Below are 18386 nucleotides of genomic sequence, written 5' to 3'. Positions count from 1 at the left end.
TCAGGGTCCGAGTAAGGCAGCGGGAACGACGGCTATGCCGTCTTGACGGCGATAGGCATCCGTGCCTGTACAGATCACCATCGCGTCGACAAGGTCCTCACCGATCTCGGATCGCAACCAGAGCAGGTGTTTCACATCGTCGTCGGTCACAACGGGGGCGAGCTTCACCTCGATCGCCAGCACGCGGTGGTCGGCACGCTCGACGATCAGGTCCACCTCGTGATCGCCGTTCCTCGTCCTGAGGTGTCGGACGCCGGCCTCGGCCGCCTGCGCATAGACGCGTACGTCGAGCGTGACCAGCGACTCGAAGAACTGGCCAAGCAGAACACCGTCCCGGATTCGTGGATGCCCCTTGACCGCGTCGTCGAGCAGGGCGGTCACGCCGACACCGAGCAGCGCGGCCGCCAGCGCCGGATCGGCGAGATGATGCTTCGGAGCCGAGGCGAGCCGGCTCAGCCGGTTCCGGGTCGGCAACCAGGCTTCCACTGGATCGAGCAACCACAACTGGCTGAGCACGTCGCGGTACACCATGGTCGTCGTCTTCGCCGGCTTGTCCGTGGCTCCCGCGGTCGCGGCGTCGAGGATCGCGTTGTACGACGCTGTTGTGGCAGTCGCTGCAGCGTAAGCAGCCAGCCAGGCGCGTAGGGTCGCAGGCCGCCGCACCAGGTGCCCTTGCTCGGGAAAGTCCCGCTCGACGATCCGATCGAGATACCCGGCGAGTTGGGCGCGTCTAGGCCGGTCGGTGAGTGGCCGAATACCGGGAAATCCTGACCGGACGATCTCCTCGGTGTACGTCGTCAGTTGTACGTCTGTCCTGCCGCGCACGGCACCCCGGCTTCCGGCCAGCAGGCCCTTGAAGCTGACCGTCGGCGTCTCGATCCCTCGCTCGGACAAGGACATCGGACGCATCCGCAGCCGGACGATCCGCCCGGCTCCGGAATGTGTCGGTGCGTTGACCGGTCTGGCGCTGCCGGTCAGCAGGAAGCGACCCGGCGTGACGTCTCGATCGACGCTTCGCCGGACCTGATCCCACACCTCCGGCCGCAGTTGCCATTCGTCGAGCAGCACCGGCGGTTCGGCTCGATCCAGCCGATCCGGCTCAGCGTCGAGCAGTAGCCGCCGGGCCGGGTCGTCCAACGCATACACCGTCCGCGCCCGGCGGGCCGCCGTTGCGGTCTTGCCGACGCCCTTGGGGCCGTCCAGCGTAACCGCGGGAAGCCCTGCGAGCAGCTCGTCCAACTCAGCGTCGACAATGCGTTCCACGTACTCCGCCACAACGTCCAGCCTACCATCAGCAGGAGCTGAACACTACCGTTAGCAGCGCTTCTACACTACCGTTAGCAGAAGTTCTACACTGCCGTCAGCAGGAAGATCAGCGGATCGAGATCGCTGGGATTGCGACGCTCTGGTTGGCGAGGCGGTCCAGGGCGGTTATCGAGTACAGGTAGGCCGTGCCTGGGGTGGCTGTGGTGTCGACGTATGACTGGGTGGCTCCGGTCGAGCGGAGTGTGGTGAGTAGGTTGCGGGCGTCGTTGTCGGGGCAGTGGTCGTCGCTCTTGAGTTCACGGCGGTAGATCGCGTACGACGTGGTGTCCGCCGAGGTCCGCGACCAGTTCAACTGGACGCCGTCGGCGGTGCGGGTTGCGTGGACCGCGTGTGCCGGGAGCGGCGCGCGGGAGTCGAGGGCCGGCATCGCGGGGATCAGCGCGGGCTTCGAGTACCAGTTGTTGTTGAGCAGCGTCGTCGCACCGAGGCGGTCCGCGCGGACGTCTTTCGCGGAGAAGTAGATGTTTCCCTTGACCTCGGGGATCGTGCTGTCGAACGCCAGGTGGTCGCTCAGCTCGGCAGGGTCCGACCAGTCCGGTGACTGCGTCGACGTACCGACCTTGTACGTCGCCTCGCCGATGTAGAGGTGGACGTGGGTACCGCGGACCTGCTCGGCCCACCACGGCACGATCTTGTTGTAGTCGGCCGGCGCGAACCCCTGGGCCCAGTACACCTGCGGGACGATGTAGTCGATCCACTCCTCGCGGACCCACTTACGGGTGTCGGCGGCGAGGTCGTCGTACGTCTGCACGCCGGCCGTGGTGTCCGTGCCCTCCGGGTCGGTCGCCTTGTTCCGCCAGACCGCGAACGGCGAGATGCCGAACTTCACCCACGGTTTGATCGCCTTGATCCTGCTGCCCAGCTCCTGGATCAGCAGGTCGATGTTGTGCCGGCGCCAGTCCTGCAGGTTCGTGTAGCCGTCGTTGTACTGCGCGAACGTCGCGGCGTCGTCGAACGTCTGACCGGCGATCGGGTACGGGTAGAAGTAGTCGTCGAAGTGCACGCCGTCGATGTCGTAGTTCGAGACGGCGTCCATGATCGCGTCCTCGACCAGCTTGCGGGCCGCCGGGATACCTGGGTTGTAGTACAGCTTGGGGCCGTACTTCACCACCCAGTCCGGATGCAGCCGTGCCGGGTGTGTCGGGACCAGCGCGTTGAGGTCCGTACCCATCGAGATCCGGTACGGGTTGAACCAGGCATGCAGCTCGAGGTTCCGCTTGTGCGCCTCGGTGACCGCGAACTTCAGCGGGTCGTAGCCGGGATCGCCGCCCTGGTGGCCGGTCAGGTACTGCGACCAGGGCTCCACCTTCGACGGCCAGAACGCATCCGCGGTCGGACGGACCTGGAGGATCACCGCGTTGTGGTGCTGCCGGACCGCGTCGTCGAGCCAGCCGATCAGCTCGGCCTGCTGCTGGTCCGCGCTCAACCCGGTCTTCGACGGCCAGTCGATGTTCACCACCGACGAGATCCAGCTCGCCCGGAACTGCCGGAGCGGGGTGGACGCGTTCGGCGTACACGTCTGCTGATCGGCCGTCTGTGTGGCGGACGCCGTACCGGTCAGACCGCTCAGCAACAGGCCCGCTGCCGCGCCCAGAACACCCATGGTTCGCCAGACTCTCATGTCACTCTCCGACCGTCGTTCAAGGTGAAGTCGAAAGATGTTTACACATCAAGCCCCCACAAGAACAGCGTTCATTAAGTGTGGCGCTAGGTTAGGACCATGCTGCGGACCGCGACCGACGACGATGTCGACATCATCCGGCAGCTGCGGAACCAGCAGGCGAATCGGGACGTGAGCATCACCGCACACGAGATCAGCGCCGACGAGCACGCGGCATGGTGGGCGAAGACCTCGGTCGACCCGTCGCGGCGGGTGCTGATCTACACACGGGACGGTAGGACCGCCGGGGTGGTGAACTTCTTCGACCTCGACGGTACGAGGGGCGCGTGGGGCTTCTTCCTGGACTCGGAAGGGCTGGCCGAACGCGGCGAGACGCTGCCGGCGTGGATCGAGATCATGCGCGAGGCCACGGCGTACGCGTTCGACGAGCTCGGGCTCGACGTACTCACCGGTGAGGTGCTCGAACACAACACCGTGGTCCGGCAGATGAACCGGCGCTTCCGGTTCACCGAAGGGACACCGGAGACTCGGTACGCCGACGGACGCGAGCTCACCGTGATCCCGATCAGCCTGCGCAAAGAAGATCGTCGAACCCAGGGGAAAGCATGAACAGCACGATTGAGATCGGCGACGTACCGGTCGGGCCGGAGCATCAGCCGTTCGTGATCGCGGAGATGTCGGGGAACCACAACGGCGACCTCGAACGTGCGCTCGACATCGTCCGGGCGGTCGCGGAGGCCGGTGCACAGGCGCTGAAGCTACAGACGTACACCGCCGACACGATGACGCTCGACCTCGACCTGCCGGCGTTCCGCTTGCCGGCGGAGCACGAGCTGTGGAGCGAGGCGCGGCTCTACGACCTGTACAAGGAAGCACACACGCCCTGGGCGTGGCACGAGCCGATCTTCGAGCTGGCGGCATCCCTCGGGCTGGTCGCGTTCTCGTCGGCGTTCGACAGCACCGCGATCGACTTCCTGGAGAAGCTGAACGTTCCGGCGTACAAGGTCGCGTCGAACGAGATCGGTGACCTGCCGCTCGTCCGCGGCATGGCCGAAACCGGCAAGCCGATCATCATTTCGACCGGCTCCGCCACGTTGACCGACATCGACGCCGCGGTCCGCGCCGCGCGATCGACCGGCAACGAGCAGATCATCGTCCTCTCCTGCACCGCGAGCTACCCGGCGCCTCCTGAACAGTCGAACCTCCGCGGCATCCCCGTCCTCCGCGACGCCCTCGACGTCCAGGTAGGCCTCTCCGATCACACGATGGGCATCGGCGCCGCGGTAGCCGCCGTCGCCCTGGGCGCGACCGTCATCGAAAAGCACGTAACCCTCAAACGAACAGACGGCGGAGTCGACTCAGCCTTCTCCCTGGAACCCTGGGAACTGGAGATGCTCGTCGAAAGCACCCGGGTAGCCCAACTGTCCCTGGGCAAGCCGGTCATCGGCCCCAAACAAGCCGAACAGAACGTCCTCCGCTTCCGCCGCTCCCTCTACGTGACCCAGGACGTCAAGGCCGGCGACCTGATCACCTTCGAGAACGTCCGCTCGATCCGCCCCGCCGGCGGCCTCGCCCCCGACCTGTTCACCCAGGTCAACGGCCGCCCCTTCCGCACCGACGTACCAGCCGGAACCCCGCTCACCTGGGACCTGCTCTGATGTACCTGCTGTTTCCTGGGCGGCATCATGTGTTGACGCGGTTCCAGGGGGAGTTCTTGCGCGGGTTTGCGGGGCGGACTGTGGTTTGGGCGGTGACGTCGGCCAATCATCAGACGACCAAGCGGAATCCGGTGGGCTTCGACCGGCGGGAAGCGGCGATCGAGCGGTTCAGCCTGGCTGAGGGGATTCGGTCGTTGGTGGTGGGGGTTGTGGACACACCGCCGACCGACGAGTTCGCCGAGGTGACGATCAAGGCCATCGAGGCCGGGACCGATGATCTGGTGCGGTTGACGCCGGCCAATACGGTTGTGGCCTGTTCTACGCCTGCCGTGAGCAAGCTTTATGAGCGGTTGGGGTATCAGGTGATCGGGGTGGAGCCGGAGGGGACGGCCCGGCCTTGGGACGTCCTGTTGATGATTGCTGCGGGCAACGATGCCTGGAAGGAGCTCGCACATCCGGCGACTGTCGATGTGTTCGAGCGGTACGCGTTGGATGCGCAGGTCGCGCGGTGTGTGAACGATCCGGTGGTCGGGGACGACGGCGGATTGACGACGACGCGTGACTACAAGACGTACGCCGACGCGTTCGAGACCGCGGCCGACCGGAAATGGTCGCAGATCAAGGACTTCGTGCGGCCCGGGCGGATCCTCGACATCGGCTGCGCGACCGGGGCGACGCTGCAGCTCATCGACCAGGATCCGCGGTTCCACGAGTCGGACCTGATCGGCGTCGAGGTCGCCCGGCACCTGTACGCGGAATGCGTGCACAAGAAGGAGCAGGGCCTCTTCACCAACCCGAACGTCTACTTCTACCAGCGCAACATGCTCGGCTCGGCCGTCTTCCCGCCGCGGTCGATCGACACCACTCTGACGCTCGCGCTCACCCACGAGATCTGGTCGTACGCCGACGGCTCGCGGCCAGCGACCGTCCAGCGGTTCGCGGACGCGTTGTTCGCGCACACGGCACCGCACGGCGTCTGGATCAACTCCGACGTCTGCGGCCCGGACGAGCCCGACCGTTCCGTCGTACTGCGGCTGGACGACAGCGACGGCGTGAACCCGGACGACGTGTCCGAGCTCGAGACCCTCGACGACGCCGCGTCGTACGTCGGGAAGCTGTCGACGCGGGCCCGGTTCTTCCAGTTCGCGCACGACTTCCGGCGGAACGCCGAAGTCCCGTTCTCGTACGCCTTGAGCGGTGACAAGCTGACGCTCCGGCTGGCCGACGCGATGGACTTCCTGACCCGCAAGGACTACGTCGACAACTGGCTGAGCGAGACCCACGAACAGTTCTGCGGCCTGAACTTCGCCGGCTGGTCCGCGGTCGCCGAACGCGCCGGCTTCACCATCGACCCGTCCTCCCACGCCTGGCGCAACGACTGGGTCATCGAGAACCGCATCGCCCCGGTCGCCTCCATCACCACCCCCGACGGCACCCCCGTCGACTGGCCGGTCACCCACCAACTGCTGATCGCCCGCCGCTAACTCACTCACCGCCCGCCCGCCCGCTCCTCCACGCATTTGGTGGGTCAGCCAGGGAAATGCCGGGTTCCACACTCTGGTAGCGGGTGACAAACCCCCCATCTGCCTGGCTTACCCAGCAAATGCGGGAGGGGGTTGGCTGCTACGTCACGTCGAGGTGGAGGGTGCCGGCCAGGGGGCGTACGGCGAGCGTCTGGCGGGTGCGGGTGATGATCAGGGGGAGGCGGCTGGAGAGGAACGGTTCGCACTGGACCGCGTGGGACGTGCCGTCGGGCGCGGTGGCGAAGAGGATCCATTCGGCCGGTTCCAGGGCGGCCATGTCGACGACCGCAGCCCAGCCGTCGTCGGAGACAGTACGGCGGCACTCGACGTCCACGTAATCGTCGGAGTCGGGCAGGTACCGGCGCCAGCTGAACGCGACATCGCCCCAGTCCGGACCGCGCACCACCAGCATGTTGCCTGCGGCAACCGCCGCGGTGGCGGTCGTCCGGATCGGCGACTCGTGCAGGTTCACGTACCCACCGTTCGACCGGGTCAGCATCACCACCCGCCCGCGCTCCGCGTGCGAGACGAACCGATCGCCGGCCGTCCAGAGCAGCACCTGTTCGCGACCTTCCGGCCCGCGCATCCGGAACGCGCGCGTCGTCCGCTGGCTGAACGGGTCGTCCGGGTTGATCTCCGCGAGGATCGGCCCGATCGGCAACCACGCGGTGAAGTCGCGGCCGTGCACCTCCAGCGGCAGCTGCTCCTCGCCACCCGACAACGGCCGGCTGACAAACAACGACGGTTCGTCGAACGCCGCCCGTCCGTGCAGTACGAGCGCGTCCGGCGTCTGCTCGACGGCGGTCAACCGGCACGGATCCGCCAGCCGCCGTACCGCGAGCGCGCCGTCCTTACCCGGACCGGGCTGGATCCAGTTGGTCCCGTCGATCCACGAACCAGGCGGCCATCCCGGGCTACCTGCCTTCGGCCCCCGCAGCAGATCCCGCCGGACGATCCCGCCACTGCGCAGCCGTACGTCGAAGTGCGACGGACCGGCCGGGCATTTCGCCAGCAGTTCACGGCTGACGCGGACCTCGAAGCCGACCAGGTTCTGCTCGCCGCGCAGGTCGGCCGTGATGTACCGCCGGACCGGAAGCCGATGGTTGCGACCGGCAATGACCAGGCCGACGCGGAGGCTGGACGGTTTCGACTGCAGGTGCCGGAGTTCCGCCGTACCGCGGATCGACAGTTCGCCGTCGATCCAGGACACCTCGCGAACGCTGGTCGCCGGCGTGAAGTCGGACTTGGTCAGCTGCAGGTGTTCCTCAGCCGTTTCCGGATCGAGGGCGACCTTGTGCAGCAGCTCCAGGTCACCGGCGCGCAGAGCGTCGAACTGGAGCTGGGCGAGGCGCGGTCCGGTCGCGAGTACGTCGTCGTCGAGGCGGTCGAGGAGCTCGGTGCTGAGCTCGACCAGGTGCTGCTCCTCCTCGGGCGGCACGGTGCCGAACGCGGAGAGGATCGCGTGCAGGTCGATCTGGCGGAAGTGCGTGTGAACCCGGCTGCGGATCTCCGGCAGCGCGTCCTCGACCTGGTCCAGGACGAGACCGGCCGAGACCACCCGGTCGCGGATGTTCGCGAGCTGGAACTTCTGCTGGGTGATCGAGTCGCCGGACTCCCGCTCACGCCAGAAGTACACCGGCGCCGCGATCGTGTCGACGGTGACCGCCTCGAGGTGCGCCTTCAGCGTGACCGGGTAGTCCTCGTACCGGATCGCCGGGAACCGGTACCCGTACTCGTCCCAGAACGAACGGCGGTAGACCTTGTTCCACACCATCCGGTCCAGCACGAGCTCCGGCGTCTCGGAGATGTGCGTGGCCGGCCGGTCCTCTGTGAACGCCTGCCCGTGCAGCCAGGACGGGCGTACGCCGTAACTGTTGTTGAACCGCCGCGCGTTACCGCCGGCGAAGTCCGAACCGGTCCGGTCGAGCGTCTTGATCAACAGCCCGAACCCGTGCCGCGTCACCAGGTCGTCGCTGTCGACGAACGTGACGTACTCCCCCGACGCGTGCTCGACGCCGGTGTTCCGCGCCGGGCCGAGACCCGCGTTCGGCTGTTCGACGATCCGGAACCGCGGATCGCGGGCGCAGAACTCCTTCGCGATCACCGCACTGTCGTCCGGCGAACCGTCGTCGACCAGGATCGCCTCGAAATCCGCGAACGTCTGCCGCGCGATCGAGTCGAGACAATCCGCGAGATAAGCCCCCACGTTGTAGAACGGCACTACCACGCTCAGGCGTGGCGCCGTCATCTCTTGCGTATCTTACGGGCGAGCTTGCGGGCGACGGTCTTCGGCTTGCGGACCTGGGCGGCGTGGAAGATGACGCGGGAGACGGCGTACGTGCGCGATCCCCGGATCCGTTCATGGGCCGCGGTGACCTTCTGGAGCTGACCGCGGAGTTCACGGATGCGGTTCTCGCGGGTCTTCATCGCCTTGTTCCGGAAGCCGAGCGTCCGCTCGAGTCCGTAGACGTGGCCCTTCAGCTCGAACAGCTCGTGCTTGGCGGCCTCCGCTTCGGCGAGCACCGTCCGCAGGTCGACCACTTCGTTGGTCGTCCCAAGCATGTCGTCGAGGGCCTGCGCGATCTGCTAGCCCTTGGCAATCTGTTCACTCGCCGCCGACGGGGCGTCCGGAGACGTCGCCTGCGTCTGCTCCGGCGCCTCCACCCCGGACATCCCCATCCAGGCGGACACGAGATCGTCGCCGACCATCCACGGCGGCCACGGATGCCTGCGCTGCTGCCCGATCAACCGGTCGTGGAACCGTACCCACGCAGCAGCCAGCAGATCCTCCTTCGCCACGGTCTTCGGCGCGACCCACCCGGAGACCCCGTAGGAGAAGGACTCGCCGTCGTACACCAGGTCGTCCCACCGAAGCGCCACCCGCGACTCGGTCACCCAGTCGCCCAGGTCAGCCGCCAGCTTCCGGAACGCCGGCACATCTTCCGCCGAGGCCAGGCGGAACAACACGCTCTCAACGGACACGCCCGACGAGATCGTGGTGGGGACCACAGAGGGGTCGAAGGAGAGCAGTCCGTCGGAGGTTGAATCGGTGGCGTCCGGCGTGGTGGTGACGTCCCAGCCGGTCAGGTTCTGATCGGCGGTGAGGATGGCGCCGGCGGTTTCTGTGTAGATGTCGTGGGGTGGCTGGGCGCCGATGATGGCGAGCCAGCCGGTCGGGACGGATGCGAGGAGGCCGGCTCGGGCGGCGGTGTCGAGGCCCTCGTGGGCGGGTGACAGGAGCGGTACGTCGGTCTGCTCGACCGCGGCGACGGCCAGCCGGGTGGGGAGTTCGCCAGGGCGAGCGCTCGCCGCCACGTCGGCGCGGACGTACAGCCGGGACGCGAAGTCGGCGTACACCTCCGCGGTCCACGGCAAAGCAAGCTTGAGCTGCTCGACCGACACCGGTCGGGACGGATCGTCGTGCAGAGGGCGCCACTCGTCGTCGCCGTGGCGTTCGTCGGCGGGCCGGCTGTCCAGCAGGTTCAGCAACGAGAACTCGTTCTCGAGGCCGAGCACGACGACAGCGTCCGGCGCAGCGAGCGCGGCGACGGCGTCCAGCCGCGCGCTCCACGACAGGTCAGCGCTGTCGTACCCGAGCAGACGGTCCAGCCCGTCCGACGCGATGATCACCTCATACGGCGAGGTCTGCAGGCCGTCGAGTGCGCCCGCGATCACCTGCAGGCACGGACCGAAGTCCTGGCCGAGCTGCTGCGCGTCGGCGACCGACCGGAGCAGGATCGTCACGTCGGCCGAGTGCGCGAGCACCGACTCGATCAGCTGCGGCGCGTGCGGCCCGAGGATCAGCGTCCGCCGGTTGGCGGGGACGACGTCGGTCAGCAGCGCCGCGAGCGCCGGCCGCGGCGTCGTACGATCGGTCCACGGCTGCATCTCACCGCGGACCACCTGAACCTCAGACACGCTCTCTCCAATCGAACAGGCTCCGCAGTTCCGCGGCGGGCATCATCCAGGGGCGACCGAGTTCGAGGTCGGTGGTCGCGCGGGCGGCCTCGAGGTCGATCGACTTGCCGAGCATCTCCGGCCACAGCCGCTCGATCCGGCTCTGCCCGCCGAACAACGGGTTCTCCCCGTCCATCTCCATCGGGTCGCCGTACACCGCGGGCTCGCAGCCGGCGGCGACGCCGTAGAAGATTGCCGTCGACAACCGGTTCGCGGCGACCCGCTTGTGCTTGCGCAGCTCGGCCAGCTGCTTGAACAGGAACCGCCGGTCGGTGCCCTCGTACGAGAACCCACGCCGCCCGAACGACACCACCCGGAACCCGGCGTCCTCGTAGAACCCGCGCACCTCGGGCCGGTCGTACTCGGTGTAGTACAAGCTGAACGTCACCGGACCGGGCTCGGTCTCGCGGATCTCGTCGATCAGCCGCTGGTGGTCGCCGTGGATCTTGCCGCCCTCCCACCCGTGGAAGAGGAACCAGAGCGTGCCCTCGCGCTCGACCGGCTCCTCTGGCTCAGGCTCGAGCTCCATCAGGTAGAGGAACGGCGCACCGATGCTGTGGTAGTTCCGCCGCCCGAGGGCATGCCCGCGTCGACGAGGCGCGTCGCTCCAGGTGAACCGCCACGCGCCGTCGTAGAACTCGTGCACCGGGTTCCACCCGCAGCCGATGTTCCACCCGTGCTGCAGATAGCCACGCAGCCGGGGCGGGTGGTCGAAGTCGAACCCGGCGTACCGGGACAGGATGTGCGTCTGACCGTAGTAGTGGTTGTGGTGATGCATCAGCGCACCTCGACGTGCAGAGTGCCGGCATGGGGTCGGACCGCGAGCGCGTGCGTCCCAGAAGCGATTGCCAACGGCAACCGGCTGCACAGGAACGGCTCGCACTGTACGGCGTGCGCCGTACCGTCGGCTCTGGTGGCGAACAGGATCCAGTCGGCCAGCGCGGCCAACGGATCCACGGAGACCTGTACGGCGGTCACCGGGACGAGCGCGTCCACGTCGACGGCTACGGACCACCCGCCGTCGGCGCCGGCGGTACGACGGCACGCGACGTCGAGGTGGTCGTCGGAGTCGGCCAGGTACCGCCGCCAGCTGAACGTGACGTCGCCGCCCGCGGACCCGCGAACCACCAGTTCCTTGCCGCTGGCAACGGCCTCGACGGCGGTGGTCCGGATCGGCGACTCGTGCATGTTCACGTACCCACCGGTGGACCGGGTCACCGTGACCACGCGGTCGTCCACGACCCGCGACGCCGCCGCGTCGCCCGCGGTCCACAGCAGCACGCGCTCCTGCTCCTCAGGACCACGGACCCGGAACACCCGGGTCGTCCGCTGACCGAACGGGTCGTCGTGGTTGGCCGCGTCGAGGATGTCCCGGATCGGCAGCCGGGCGGTGAAGTCGCGCCCGTCCACCTCCAGCGGAACCTCCTCGTCGCCACCGACGACCGGGCGGCTCAGGAACAACGAAGGCTCGTCGAACGACGCCGTGCCGTGCAGGACCAGTTCGCGGTCGGTCTGCTCGACCGCGGTCAACCGGCACGGATCCGTCAGCCGCCGCAGCGAGAACCAGCCGCTCTTGCCCGGGCCGGGCTGGATCCAGTTCGAGGAGTCGATCCACGCGCCGGGCGGCCAGCCCGGGCTCCCCGGCCCCTGACCGCCGAGCATCCCCTTCCGCACGCGCTTCCCGGACCGCATCCGCACCTCGAAGTGCGCCGGAGCACCCGTGCACTCGCGGAGCAACGAGCGGTCGAGCAGTACCTCGAACCCGACGAGCGACTGCGTCCCGTGCAGGTCGAGCGCGGTGTACCGGCGTACCTCCAGCGGGTACGACGTCTCGCCGACGGCGAGCGCGAGCTCCAGGGTCGACGTACGGTCGGTCTCCAGGTGGCGGATCTCCGCGGTGCCCTTGATCGACAGCTTGCCGTCCACCCAGGCGACCTCGCGGACACTCGTCGCGAGCGACAGGTCCTGGTCGCGCACCCCGTACAGCCGACGCGGTACGGCGGACTCGCCGAGGCCCGGGTAGTTGTACTCGAGCCGCCGCCCGCGCGAAACGGCCCGCGCCCCACCGCGCAGACCGCCCGAGTTGCGGAACTCCGCGAGCCGGCGGAGCAGGTCGACATCGCCCGAGCGGAGCGCGGCATGCTGGATCCGGTCGTACCGGTGGGTCTTCGCGAGCATGTCCTCGTCGAGCCGGTCGAGCAGCTCGCGGGAAAGGTCGACCAGCGCCTGCTCGTCGTCGGCCGGGACGGACCCGAACGCGGACATCAGCGTCAGTACGTCGATCTGCGCGAGGTGCGCGTGCGTCCGCCGGCGGACCACCGGTACGGCGTCCTCGACCAGGTCGATCACCATCCCGGCCGACGTCACCCGGTCCCGGATGTTGCCGAGCTGGAACTTCTGCTGGGTGATCGACTCGCCGGACTCGCGCTCGCGCCAGTAGTAGACGGCCTGCGTGATCGTGTCGACGGTGACCGCGTCCAGGTGCGCCTTCAGCGCGATCGGATAGTCCTCGTACCGGATCGGCGGGAACGTGTAGCCGTACTCGGTCCAGAAGGAGCGGCGGTACACCTTGTTCCACAGCATCCGGTCCAGGACCAGGTCGGGGAACTCGGTCACGTGCGTGGCGTGCCGGACCCGGGCGAACGGCTGCTTGTGCAACCACGACGGCCGGACACCGAAGCTGTTGTTGAACCGGCGCGCGTTCCCGCCGGCGAAGTCCGAGCCGGTACGGTCCAGCGTCCGGACCAGGGCGGCGAACCCGTACGTCGACACCAGGTCGTCGCCGTCCACGAACGCCAGGTACTCACCGGTGGCCTCGCGGATGCCCGCGTCACGGGCCGGACCAGGACCGGCGTTCTCCTGCTGGATCAGCCGGAACCGCGAGTCCCGGGCACAGAACTCCTTCGCGACGACGGCACTGTCGTCCGGGGATCCGTCGTCGACGAGGATCGCCTCGAAATCGGTCCAGGCCTGCCGTGCGATCGACTCCAGGCAGTCTCCGAGGTACTCACCGACACCGTAAAAGGGCACCACCACGCTCAACCGCGGAGTCACTCCGACGTGCCCTCCCTCGCGGTAGTCGTGTGTCTACGTAGCGGCAACGAGGTGCACCGTCAGGAGGTTATGCACGGGTTCGAACCCGTAGCGGGACCAGATGCGCTGGATTCCGGTCTGGTGCGCCTGGGTGGTGACCACCAGGCGGCGGGTCGTGCACGCGTCCTCGATGGCGGCCAGCAGGTGACCGTACCGGCCGCGGCCCTGCTCGGCAGGGACGACGCCGGCGAGCTGGATCTCGGTCCACGCGGTCTCCTGGTCGAGCGCGGCGAGCGCGAGCATCCGCCGGTCCGGACCTCGCAGTACGACGGCACCGGCCGCGGCGATCCGCCGCCGGGCCCACTCCTGCCGGCCGGCCAACGCGACCGCGCGGTCGAACACCGGGTCGGAGCAGTAGTGGTTGCCGGAGTCGCCGAACACGTCCGCGACCAGGTCGTCCACGAGTTCGTCGTCGATGTCGTCCTCGACCTGCGTGGTGAAGCCGGCCAGCGGCGCCGGACGCCGGCCCTTGCCGACCGGCAGCGCCCAGCAGGTGACTGTGTCGGCCAGCAAGGCCTGCCGCGGACCGCTCGCGAGGGCCGCGAACCAGGTCGTCTCGCGGGCCGGGTAGCGCAGCACGATGACCTCGGCGGTCGACTTCTCGACCGCGGACAGCACCTCCGCGAGCGGCGTACCGGCCGACGCCGAGACCGACATCCGGTCGATCGAGACCCCGAACCGTTTCGCCGCGTCCACGGACGGCCGTACGGTCAGTTCACCGGCTTCGAGCGCGTCGTACCAACTCATAGGCCGCTGAGCCTACACGCAGTGACACACCGCCTTCATGCAGCGATGGATTTCACATTAGTGTTACGACATGCGCGCGAGAGCGAGGCGGCGGGGGCCGCGGACCGCGGGGCCGTCCCTTTCCGGTCTGGTCGCCGGGCTCGCCGTCGTGGTGCTGGCTCTGGTGCTGCTCGCGCTGCATGCGACGTTCTTCGAGCTCGTCCGTTTCGTGCTGTTCACCGGGGTCGCGGTCATGTTGCCCGGGTTCGCGCTGTGGCGGCTGATCGGCGGGTACGGGCGCAACCTGGTCGAGGACCTGTCCGCCGGGTTCGCGGTCGGTACGGCGGGGCAGGTGCTGGTGTACCTCGCCGGCGCGTCGATCGGCCTGCAGGCGTGGTCGTGGGTGTGGGCGCCGGTCGTCCTGGTGATCGCGTTCCTGGACGGCGACGCCCGCGCGCGGGTCTGGCGCCGGGTCGAGCGGCCGTTGCGCCCGCTGCAGGCTTGGCTGCTCGCGGCCTCGACCGCGGTCGTGCTGCTGATCGTGTACCGGCGTGGGCCGGGCCAGTTCCTCCCGGCGTACACCGATCCGCTGCGGGCGTACCCGGACCTCGCGTTCCAGCAGGCGCTGGCGGCGAGCGCGAAGTACGACGTACCGATCAGGACGTTGTGGCTCGGCGGCGAGCCGATGAAGTACCACACGTTCTTCCACCAGGCGACGGCCGCGACGCAGTGGGGGACGCGGATCGACCTGACCGACCTGATCCACTCGCTGAGCTGGCTGCCGCTGTTCCTCGCCGGATGCGGGTTGGTGTTCGCGCTCACCACCCGCCTCGTTCCGGCCGCGGAATCCGGGGCGACCTGGGCCGGGCCGCTCGCGGTGTTCGTCGCCGGGCTCGGCGGGGCGGTCCAGCCGTTCGCGGCCACCGGCTTGGGCGGGATCTCGACGGCGGTGGCGGCGTACCTGAGTCCGACGCAGAACCTCGGCGTACTGATCGCGCTGGCGATCTGCATCCTGGCGGTCGACCTACTGCGCGCCGATGGGAGGCCGCGCAACCGATGGGTGTTGCTGGTCCTGCTCGCGCTCGTCGCGGCCGGTTCCAAGTCGACGATCCTGCCGGTGGTGGGTACCGGGTTCGCGTTCGCCTTTCTGCAGTTGGGGCTGGCGAAGCGGCGGACGCGGCCGGCGTTCTTCGGCGGGCTGGTCACGCTGGTGGTGTTCGTGGCGGCGTTGATCACGATCTTCGGCGGCAGCACCTGGGGGACCCGGATCAAGCCGTTCGAGACGTTCGTCCAGCTGGCGCCGTACCCGATGCTCGTCTCGAACCCGCACGCGCAGTTGTTGTCCGGGGCAACGACTTTGCTGAGTTGGGCGCTGGCCGCGTCGGGGTTGTTCTTCCTCGGGCGCAGGTGGCGCGACACCGGGGCGGTGTTCCTGGCGGGGGTCGCGGTCGCGGGGTTGCTCGGCACGTTGCTGACGACCCAGTCGGGCGTGAGTCAGCTGTACTTCCTCCGTACGGCGTTCCCGGTCGTCGCCGTACTCGCGGCCGCCGGGCTGGCGAACCTGGTCGGGCGGCTCGGCGATCGGTGGGCCGTCGTACTGGTCGGCGCGGCGGGGCTGCTCGGGCTGGCCGGGTTCGCGGTCGCGCGGTCGGAGTCGGCGGACCTGCGCGGGGTGAAGGGGCCGTGGTTGTGGACGATCGCCGTCGTCGTAGTCGTCGCACTGCTCGTCGCGGTCGTGTGGAAGGTCGCGCGGCGGCCGGGCAACTTCTTCGTCGCGATGCTCGGCGGGGCGGTCGCGGCCTGCATGATCGGGGCGGCGCTCGTCCCGTTGCAGGCGTTCGTTTCGGACAAGGCGTCGAACTTGGTGTTCGCGCACCCGTTCCGCGGCGGCGCGACCGCGGCCGAGGCCGGTGCGGCGCAGTGGTTGCGACGGAACAGCAAGCCGGGCGAGCTGATCGCGACCAACGCGCACTGCATCATCCAGCGCGACGGCGTCTGCGACAGCCGCCACTTCTGGCTCGCGGCCCTGTCCGAGCGGCCGGTGCTGATCGAGGGCTGGTCGTACTCGAACCAGGCGAACCGGATCGCGCTCGCCAACGACGGCAACCCGAGCCTGATCCCGTACTGGAACCGCCAGGAGCTGGCCGCCAACGACGCCGCGTTCAAAGCACCGTCACCCGCGACGATCGACCGCCTGAAACAGGCCGGCGTCCGCTGGCTGTACGCCGACAACCGCGCCGGCCAGGTGTCGCCCGCACTCCGCAACTACGTCCGGCTGCGGCACGCCACGCTCGACGCCACCATCTACGAGCTCAGATAAGCCCTAGCAGGGCGTCGGCTACTCGTTCGCGGCCGCGGCCGTCGACCAGGTCCCAACCCGCGCGAGCCAACCGGCCGCGTTCTGCCGGATCCGTGAGCAGTCGTTTGAGTGGCTCATCCGCCGAGGTCACGTCGGCCTTCAGCGCACTCAGCAGACCCAGCCCGGCGGCCGCGCGGGTGTCGACGGCGCGCTCGTATCCCATCACCTGGTTGTCCACCACGCACACCAGACCGGCCGTCGCCCCGAGGCACAGCAGCTCCCACGTCGACGTACCGGACGCACTGATCGTCAGATCCGCCGCACGCACGCGGGCCGCCAGCTGATCCGTCGGACCGATCACCTTCAGCTCCTGATGCGGCTGCAGCTCAACCTCCGCGATCCGTCGCGCCAGGTCGTCCCCAGGCGCGACCACGGTCGCCGCGAACGGGAGACCGGTCGCCGCCAGCGCGCGAGCGACGTACGGACCGGCACCGAACGCATCCGTACCACCGAAGAACGCGAAGACCCGCGGTACGCCGTCGTGCCGTTCGGCGGGTGGCTGCGCCGGACGGTGGTCGAGGATCTCGTCGCGCATCATCACGTACGGCAGGCCGGCCAGGCGGATCGAGTCCCGCGGCAGCACCGGGTGGTCGAGCTCCGCCGCGAGGTTCTGGTCGACCAGTACGTCGGCCTCGGCGCCGCGGAAGTCACCGTCGACGATCGCCACCGTGGGCAGCCCACTCGCGCGGACCGCCTGGTACACCGAAGCATCCAGGTCGTACGAGTCGAACACCACCGCGTCCAGGCCCCGGAACGACTCGACGTGCGCATCCGGACCATCGACCGCCGGCCGGACCTCGATCCCGCGCGCGGCGATCTGCTCGGCGGCCCAGGGCACGGTGTGCGCGTCGCAGAAGAAGACCAGCTCGACATCGCGCCGCCGCACCTCCTCGGCCAGCGCCAGGCACCGCATCACATGCCCGACCCCCCGGCCCGGCCCCACATCACATCGCACCCCGACGCGCTTCACGCGGACGACCGTACCGGTTTCCGCGGTCGGCCCTGCCGGAGAACGTACGTTTGATCACCGTGCGTCGAGACGGTGGGTTGAGCAGGCCCATCGCAGGGCGGCTATTGTTTCGAGGTCTGCACCGCGTGTGCGCAGTTCGGAACTGTCCGTCAGAAGGGTCCCGCTCGCGTGTCAATCCTCACCGGCTCCGACATCCTGGTCACCGGCGGTACCGGGTCGTTCGGCCGGACGTTCGTTCGGCACGCACTCGAGCACCTGAACCCCCGGCGGATCATCGTGTTCAGCCGCGACGAGCTGAAGCAGTGGGAGGTCCGGCAGTCGTTCGGCGGCGACCCGCGGCTGCGGTTCTTCCTCGGCGACGTCCGCGACCGTTCCCGGCTGCTGCGGGCGATGCACCGCGTCGACTACGTCGTCCACGCCGCCGCCCTGAAGCAGGTGGACAGCGGTGAGTACAACCCGTGGGAGTTCGTGCAGACCAACGTGATCGGGTCGCAGAACGTGATCGAGGCGGCCATCGACTGCGGCGTGAAGCGGGTCGTGGCACTGTCCACCGACAAGGCGTCCAGCCCGATCAACCTGTACGGCGCGACCAAGCTGACCGCGGACAAGCTGTTCATCAACGGCAACCACTACGCGGCGGCGTACGACACCCGCTTCAGCGTCGTCCGGTACGGCAACGTGATCGGCAGCCGGGGCTCGATCATCCCGAAGTTCCGCGCGCTGCACGCGGCCGGGCAGCCGCTGCCGATCACCGACCTGCGCTGCACCCGGTTCCTGATCACGCTGCCGCAGGCCGTCGAGTTCGTCGTCGACTCGTTCGACCTGATGACCGGCGGCGAGCTGTACGTACCGCGGATCCCGTCGATGAAGGTCACCGACCTGGCCGAGGCGATCGCGCCCGGCGCGATCATGACCGATGTCGGCCTGCGCCCCGGCGAGAAGCTGCACGAGGAGATGATCAGCCCGGAGGAAGGCCGCCGCGCGGTCTCCCTCGGCAACCGGTACGTCCTCCAGCCCGACCTCGCCAGCTGGGGCTACCAGCCGCCGCTGGACGGCACCCCGGTCGCGGACGGCTTCCACTACGCCTCCGACACCAACGACCAGTGGTACTCGATCGAGGAGATCCGCAAGACCCTCGAAAGCGACTACTGAC

General features: G+C 68.6%; 14 protein-coding genes. 5 read left to right on the top strand and 9 right to left on the bottom strand.

The window, feature by feature from the left end; translation table 11 throughout:
- Together ACZ5BU_RS28065 and ACZ5BU_RS28060 are read right to left on the bottom strand one after the other, a co-directional pair.
- Positions 1-1275, bottom strand: coding sequence for an ATP-binding protein (locus ACZ5BU_RS28065; RefSeq protein WP_465703417.1), 1275 nt, complete (start codon positions 1273-1275; stop codon positions 1-3).
- A gap of 97 nt (positions 1276-1372) precedes the next feature.
- The gene (locus ACZ5BU_RS28060; RefSeq protein ID WP_465703416.1) at positions 1373-2947 is read right to left on the bottom strand and encodes a glycoside hydrolase family 10-like protein; all 1575 of its coding nucleotides are present in this window, start codon (positions 2945-2947) and stop codon (positions 1373-1375) included.
- A gap of 99 nt (positions 2948-3046) precedes the next feature.
- Between ACZ5BU_RS28060 and ACZ5BU_RS28055 the strand changes: the two genes are divergently transcribed.
- From ACZ5BU_RS28055 to ACZ5BU_RS28045, 3 genes are all read left to right on the top strand, one after another.
- Complete coding sequence (locus ACZ5BU_RS28055; protein WP_465703415.1) at positions 3047-3556, top strand: GNAT family N-acetyltransferase; 510 nt, start codon at positions 3047-3049, stop codon at positions 3554-3556.
- On the top strand, positions 3553-4605 hold the full coding sequence (gene pseI / locus ACZ5BU_RS28050; protein WP_465703414.1) for a pseudaminic acid synthase: 1053 nt from the start codon (positions 3553-3555) through the stop codon (positions 4603-4605). Before ACZ5BU_RS28055 ends, pseI begins: the two co-directional genes overlap by 4 nt.
- Positions 4606-4697: 92 nt before the next feature.
- Positions 4698-6089 (top strand): class I SAM-dependent methyltransferase, encoded by a 1392-nt coding sequence (locus tag ACZ5BU_RS28045; protein ID WP_465703413.1) that lies wholly within the window; start codon positions 4698-4700, stop codon positions 6087-6089.
- Between the two features lie 139 nt (positions 6090-6228).
- Here ACZ5BU_RS28045 and ACZ5BU_RS28040 read toward each other — a convergent pair whose 3' ends face one another.
- The 6 genes from ACZ5BU_RS28040 to ACZ5BU_RS28015 are packed head-to-tail and all read right to left on the bottom strand — an operon-like array spanning position 6229 to position 13925.
- Positions 6229-8376: a glycosyltransferase family 2 protein gene (locus ACZ5BU_RS28040; RefSeq protein WP_465703412.1), complete on the bottom strand. Its 2148-nt coding sequence runs from the start codon at positions 8374-8376 to the stop codon at positions 6229-6231.
- On the bottom strand, positions 8373-8690 hold the full coding sequence (locus ACZ5BU_RS28035; protein WP_465703411.1) for a hypothetical protein: 318 nt from the start codon (positions 8688-8690) through the stop codon (positions 8373-8375). The genes ACZ5BU_RS28040 and ACZ5BU_RS28035 overlap by 4 nt, the downstream gene beginning before the upstream one ends.
- Before the next feature lie 24 nt (positions 8691-8714).
- Positions 8715-10046 carry a hypothetical protein gene (locus tag ACZ5BU_RS28030; protein WP_465703410.1) on the bottom strand — a complete coding sequence of 444 codons (1332 nt, stop codon included), beginning with the start codon at positions 10044-10046 and terminating at the stop codon, positions 8715-8717.
- Positions 10039-10863 (bottom strand): hypothetical protein, encoded by an 825-nt coding sequence (locus ACZ5BU_RS28025; protein WP_465703409.1) that lies wholly within the window; start codon positions 10861-10863, stop codon positions 10039-10041. Before ACZ5BU_RS28025 ends, ACZ5BU_RS28030 begins: the two co-directional genes overlap by 8 nt.
- The gene (locus ACZ5BU_RS28020) at positions 10863-13121 is read right to left on the bottom strand and encodes a glycosyltransferase family 2 protein (protein WP_465703408.1); all 2259 of its coding nucleotides are present in this window, start codon (positions 13119-13121) and stop codon (positions 10863-10865) included. Before ACZ5BU_RS28020 ends, ACZ5BU_RS28025 begins: the two co-directional genes overlap by 1 nt.
- Before the next feature lie 51 nt (positions 13122-13172).
- A complete protein-coding gene (locus ACZ5BU_RS28015; protein WP_465703407.1) occupies positions 13173-13925 on the bottom strand; it encodes an N-acetyltransferase in 753 nt (250 codons plus the stop codon).
- A 70-nt stretch (positions 13926-13995) separates the two neighbouring features.
- On the opposite strand from ACZ5BU_RS28015, the gene ACZ5BU_RS28010 reads away from it, so the two are divergent.
- The gene (locus ACZ5BU_RS28010) at positions 13996-16224 is read left to right on the top strand and encodes a hypothetical protein (RefSeq protein ID WP_465703406.1); all 2229 of its coding nucleotides are present in this window, start codon (positions 13996-13998) and stop codon (positions 16222-16224) included.
- Here the strand turns inward: ACZ5BU_RS28010 and ACZ5BU_RS28005 are convergent.
- Positions 16217-17233: a PseG/SpsG family protein gene (locus ACZ5BU_RS28005; RefSeq protein ID WP_465703405.1), complete on the bottom strand. Its 1017-nt coding sequence runs from the start codon at positions 17231-17233 to the stop codon at positions 16217-16219. The two genes, ACZ5BU_RS28010 and ACZ5BU_RS28005, sit on opposite strands and share 8 nt — an antisense overlap.
- Positions 17234-17401: 168 nt before the next feature.
- Between ACZ5BU_RS28005 and pseB the strand changes: the two genes are divergently transcribed.
- Positions 17402-18385 carry a UDP-N-acetylglucosamine 4,6-dehydratase (inverting) gene (gene pseB, locus ACZ5BU_RS28000; RefSeq protein ID WP_465703404.1) on the top strand — a complete coding sequence of 328 codons (984 nt, stop codon included), beginning with the start codon at positions 17402-17404 and terminating at the stop codon, positions 18383-18385.
- Position 18386: the final 1 nt, after the last annotated feature.

The organism is Kribbella sp. NPDC031520 (assembly GCF_055580825.1).
This window is presented reverse-complemented; position numbering and strand designations above follow the sequence as displayed.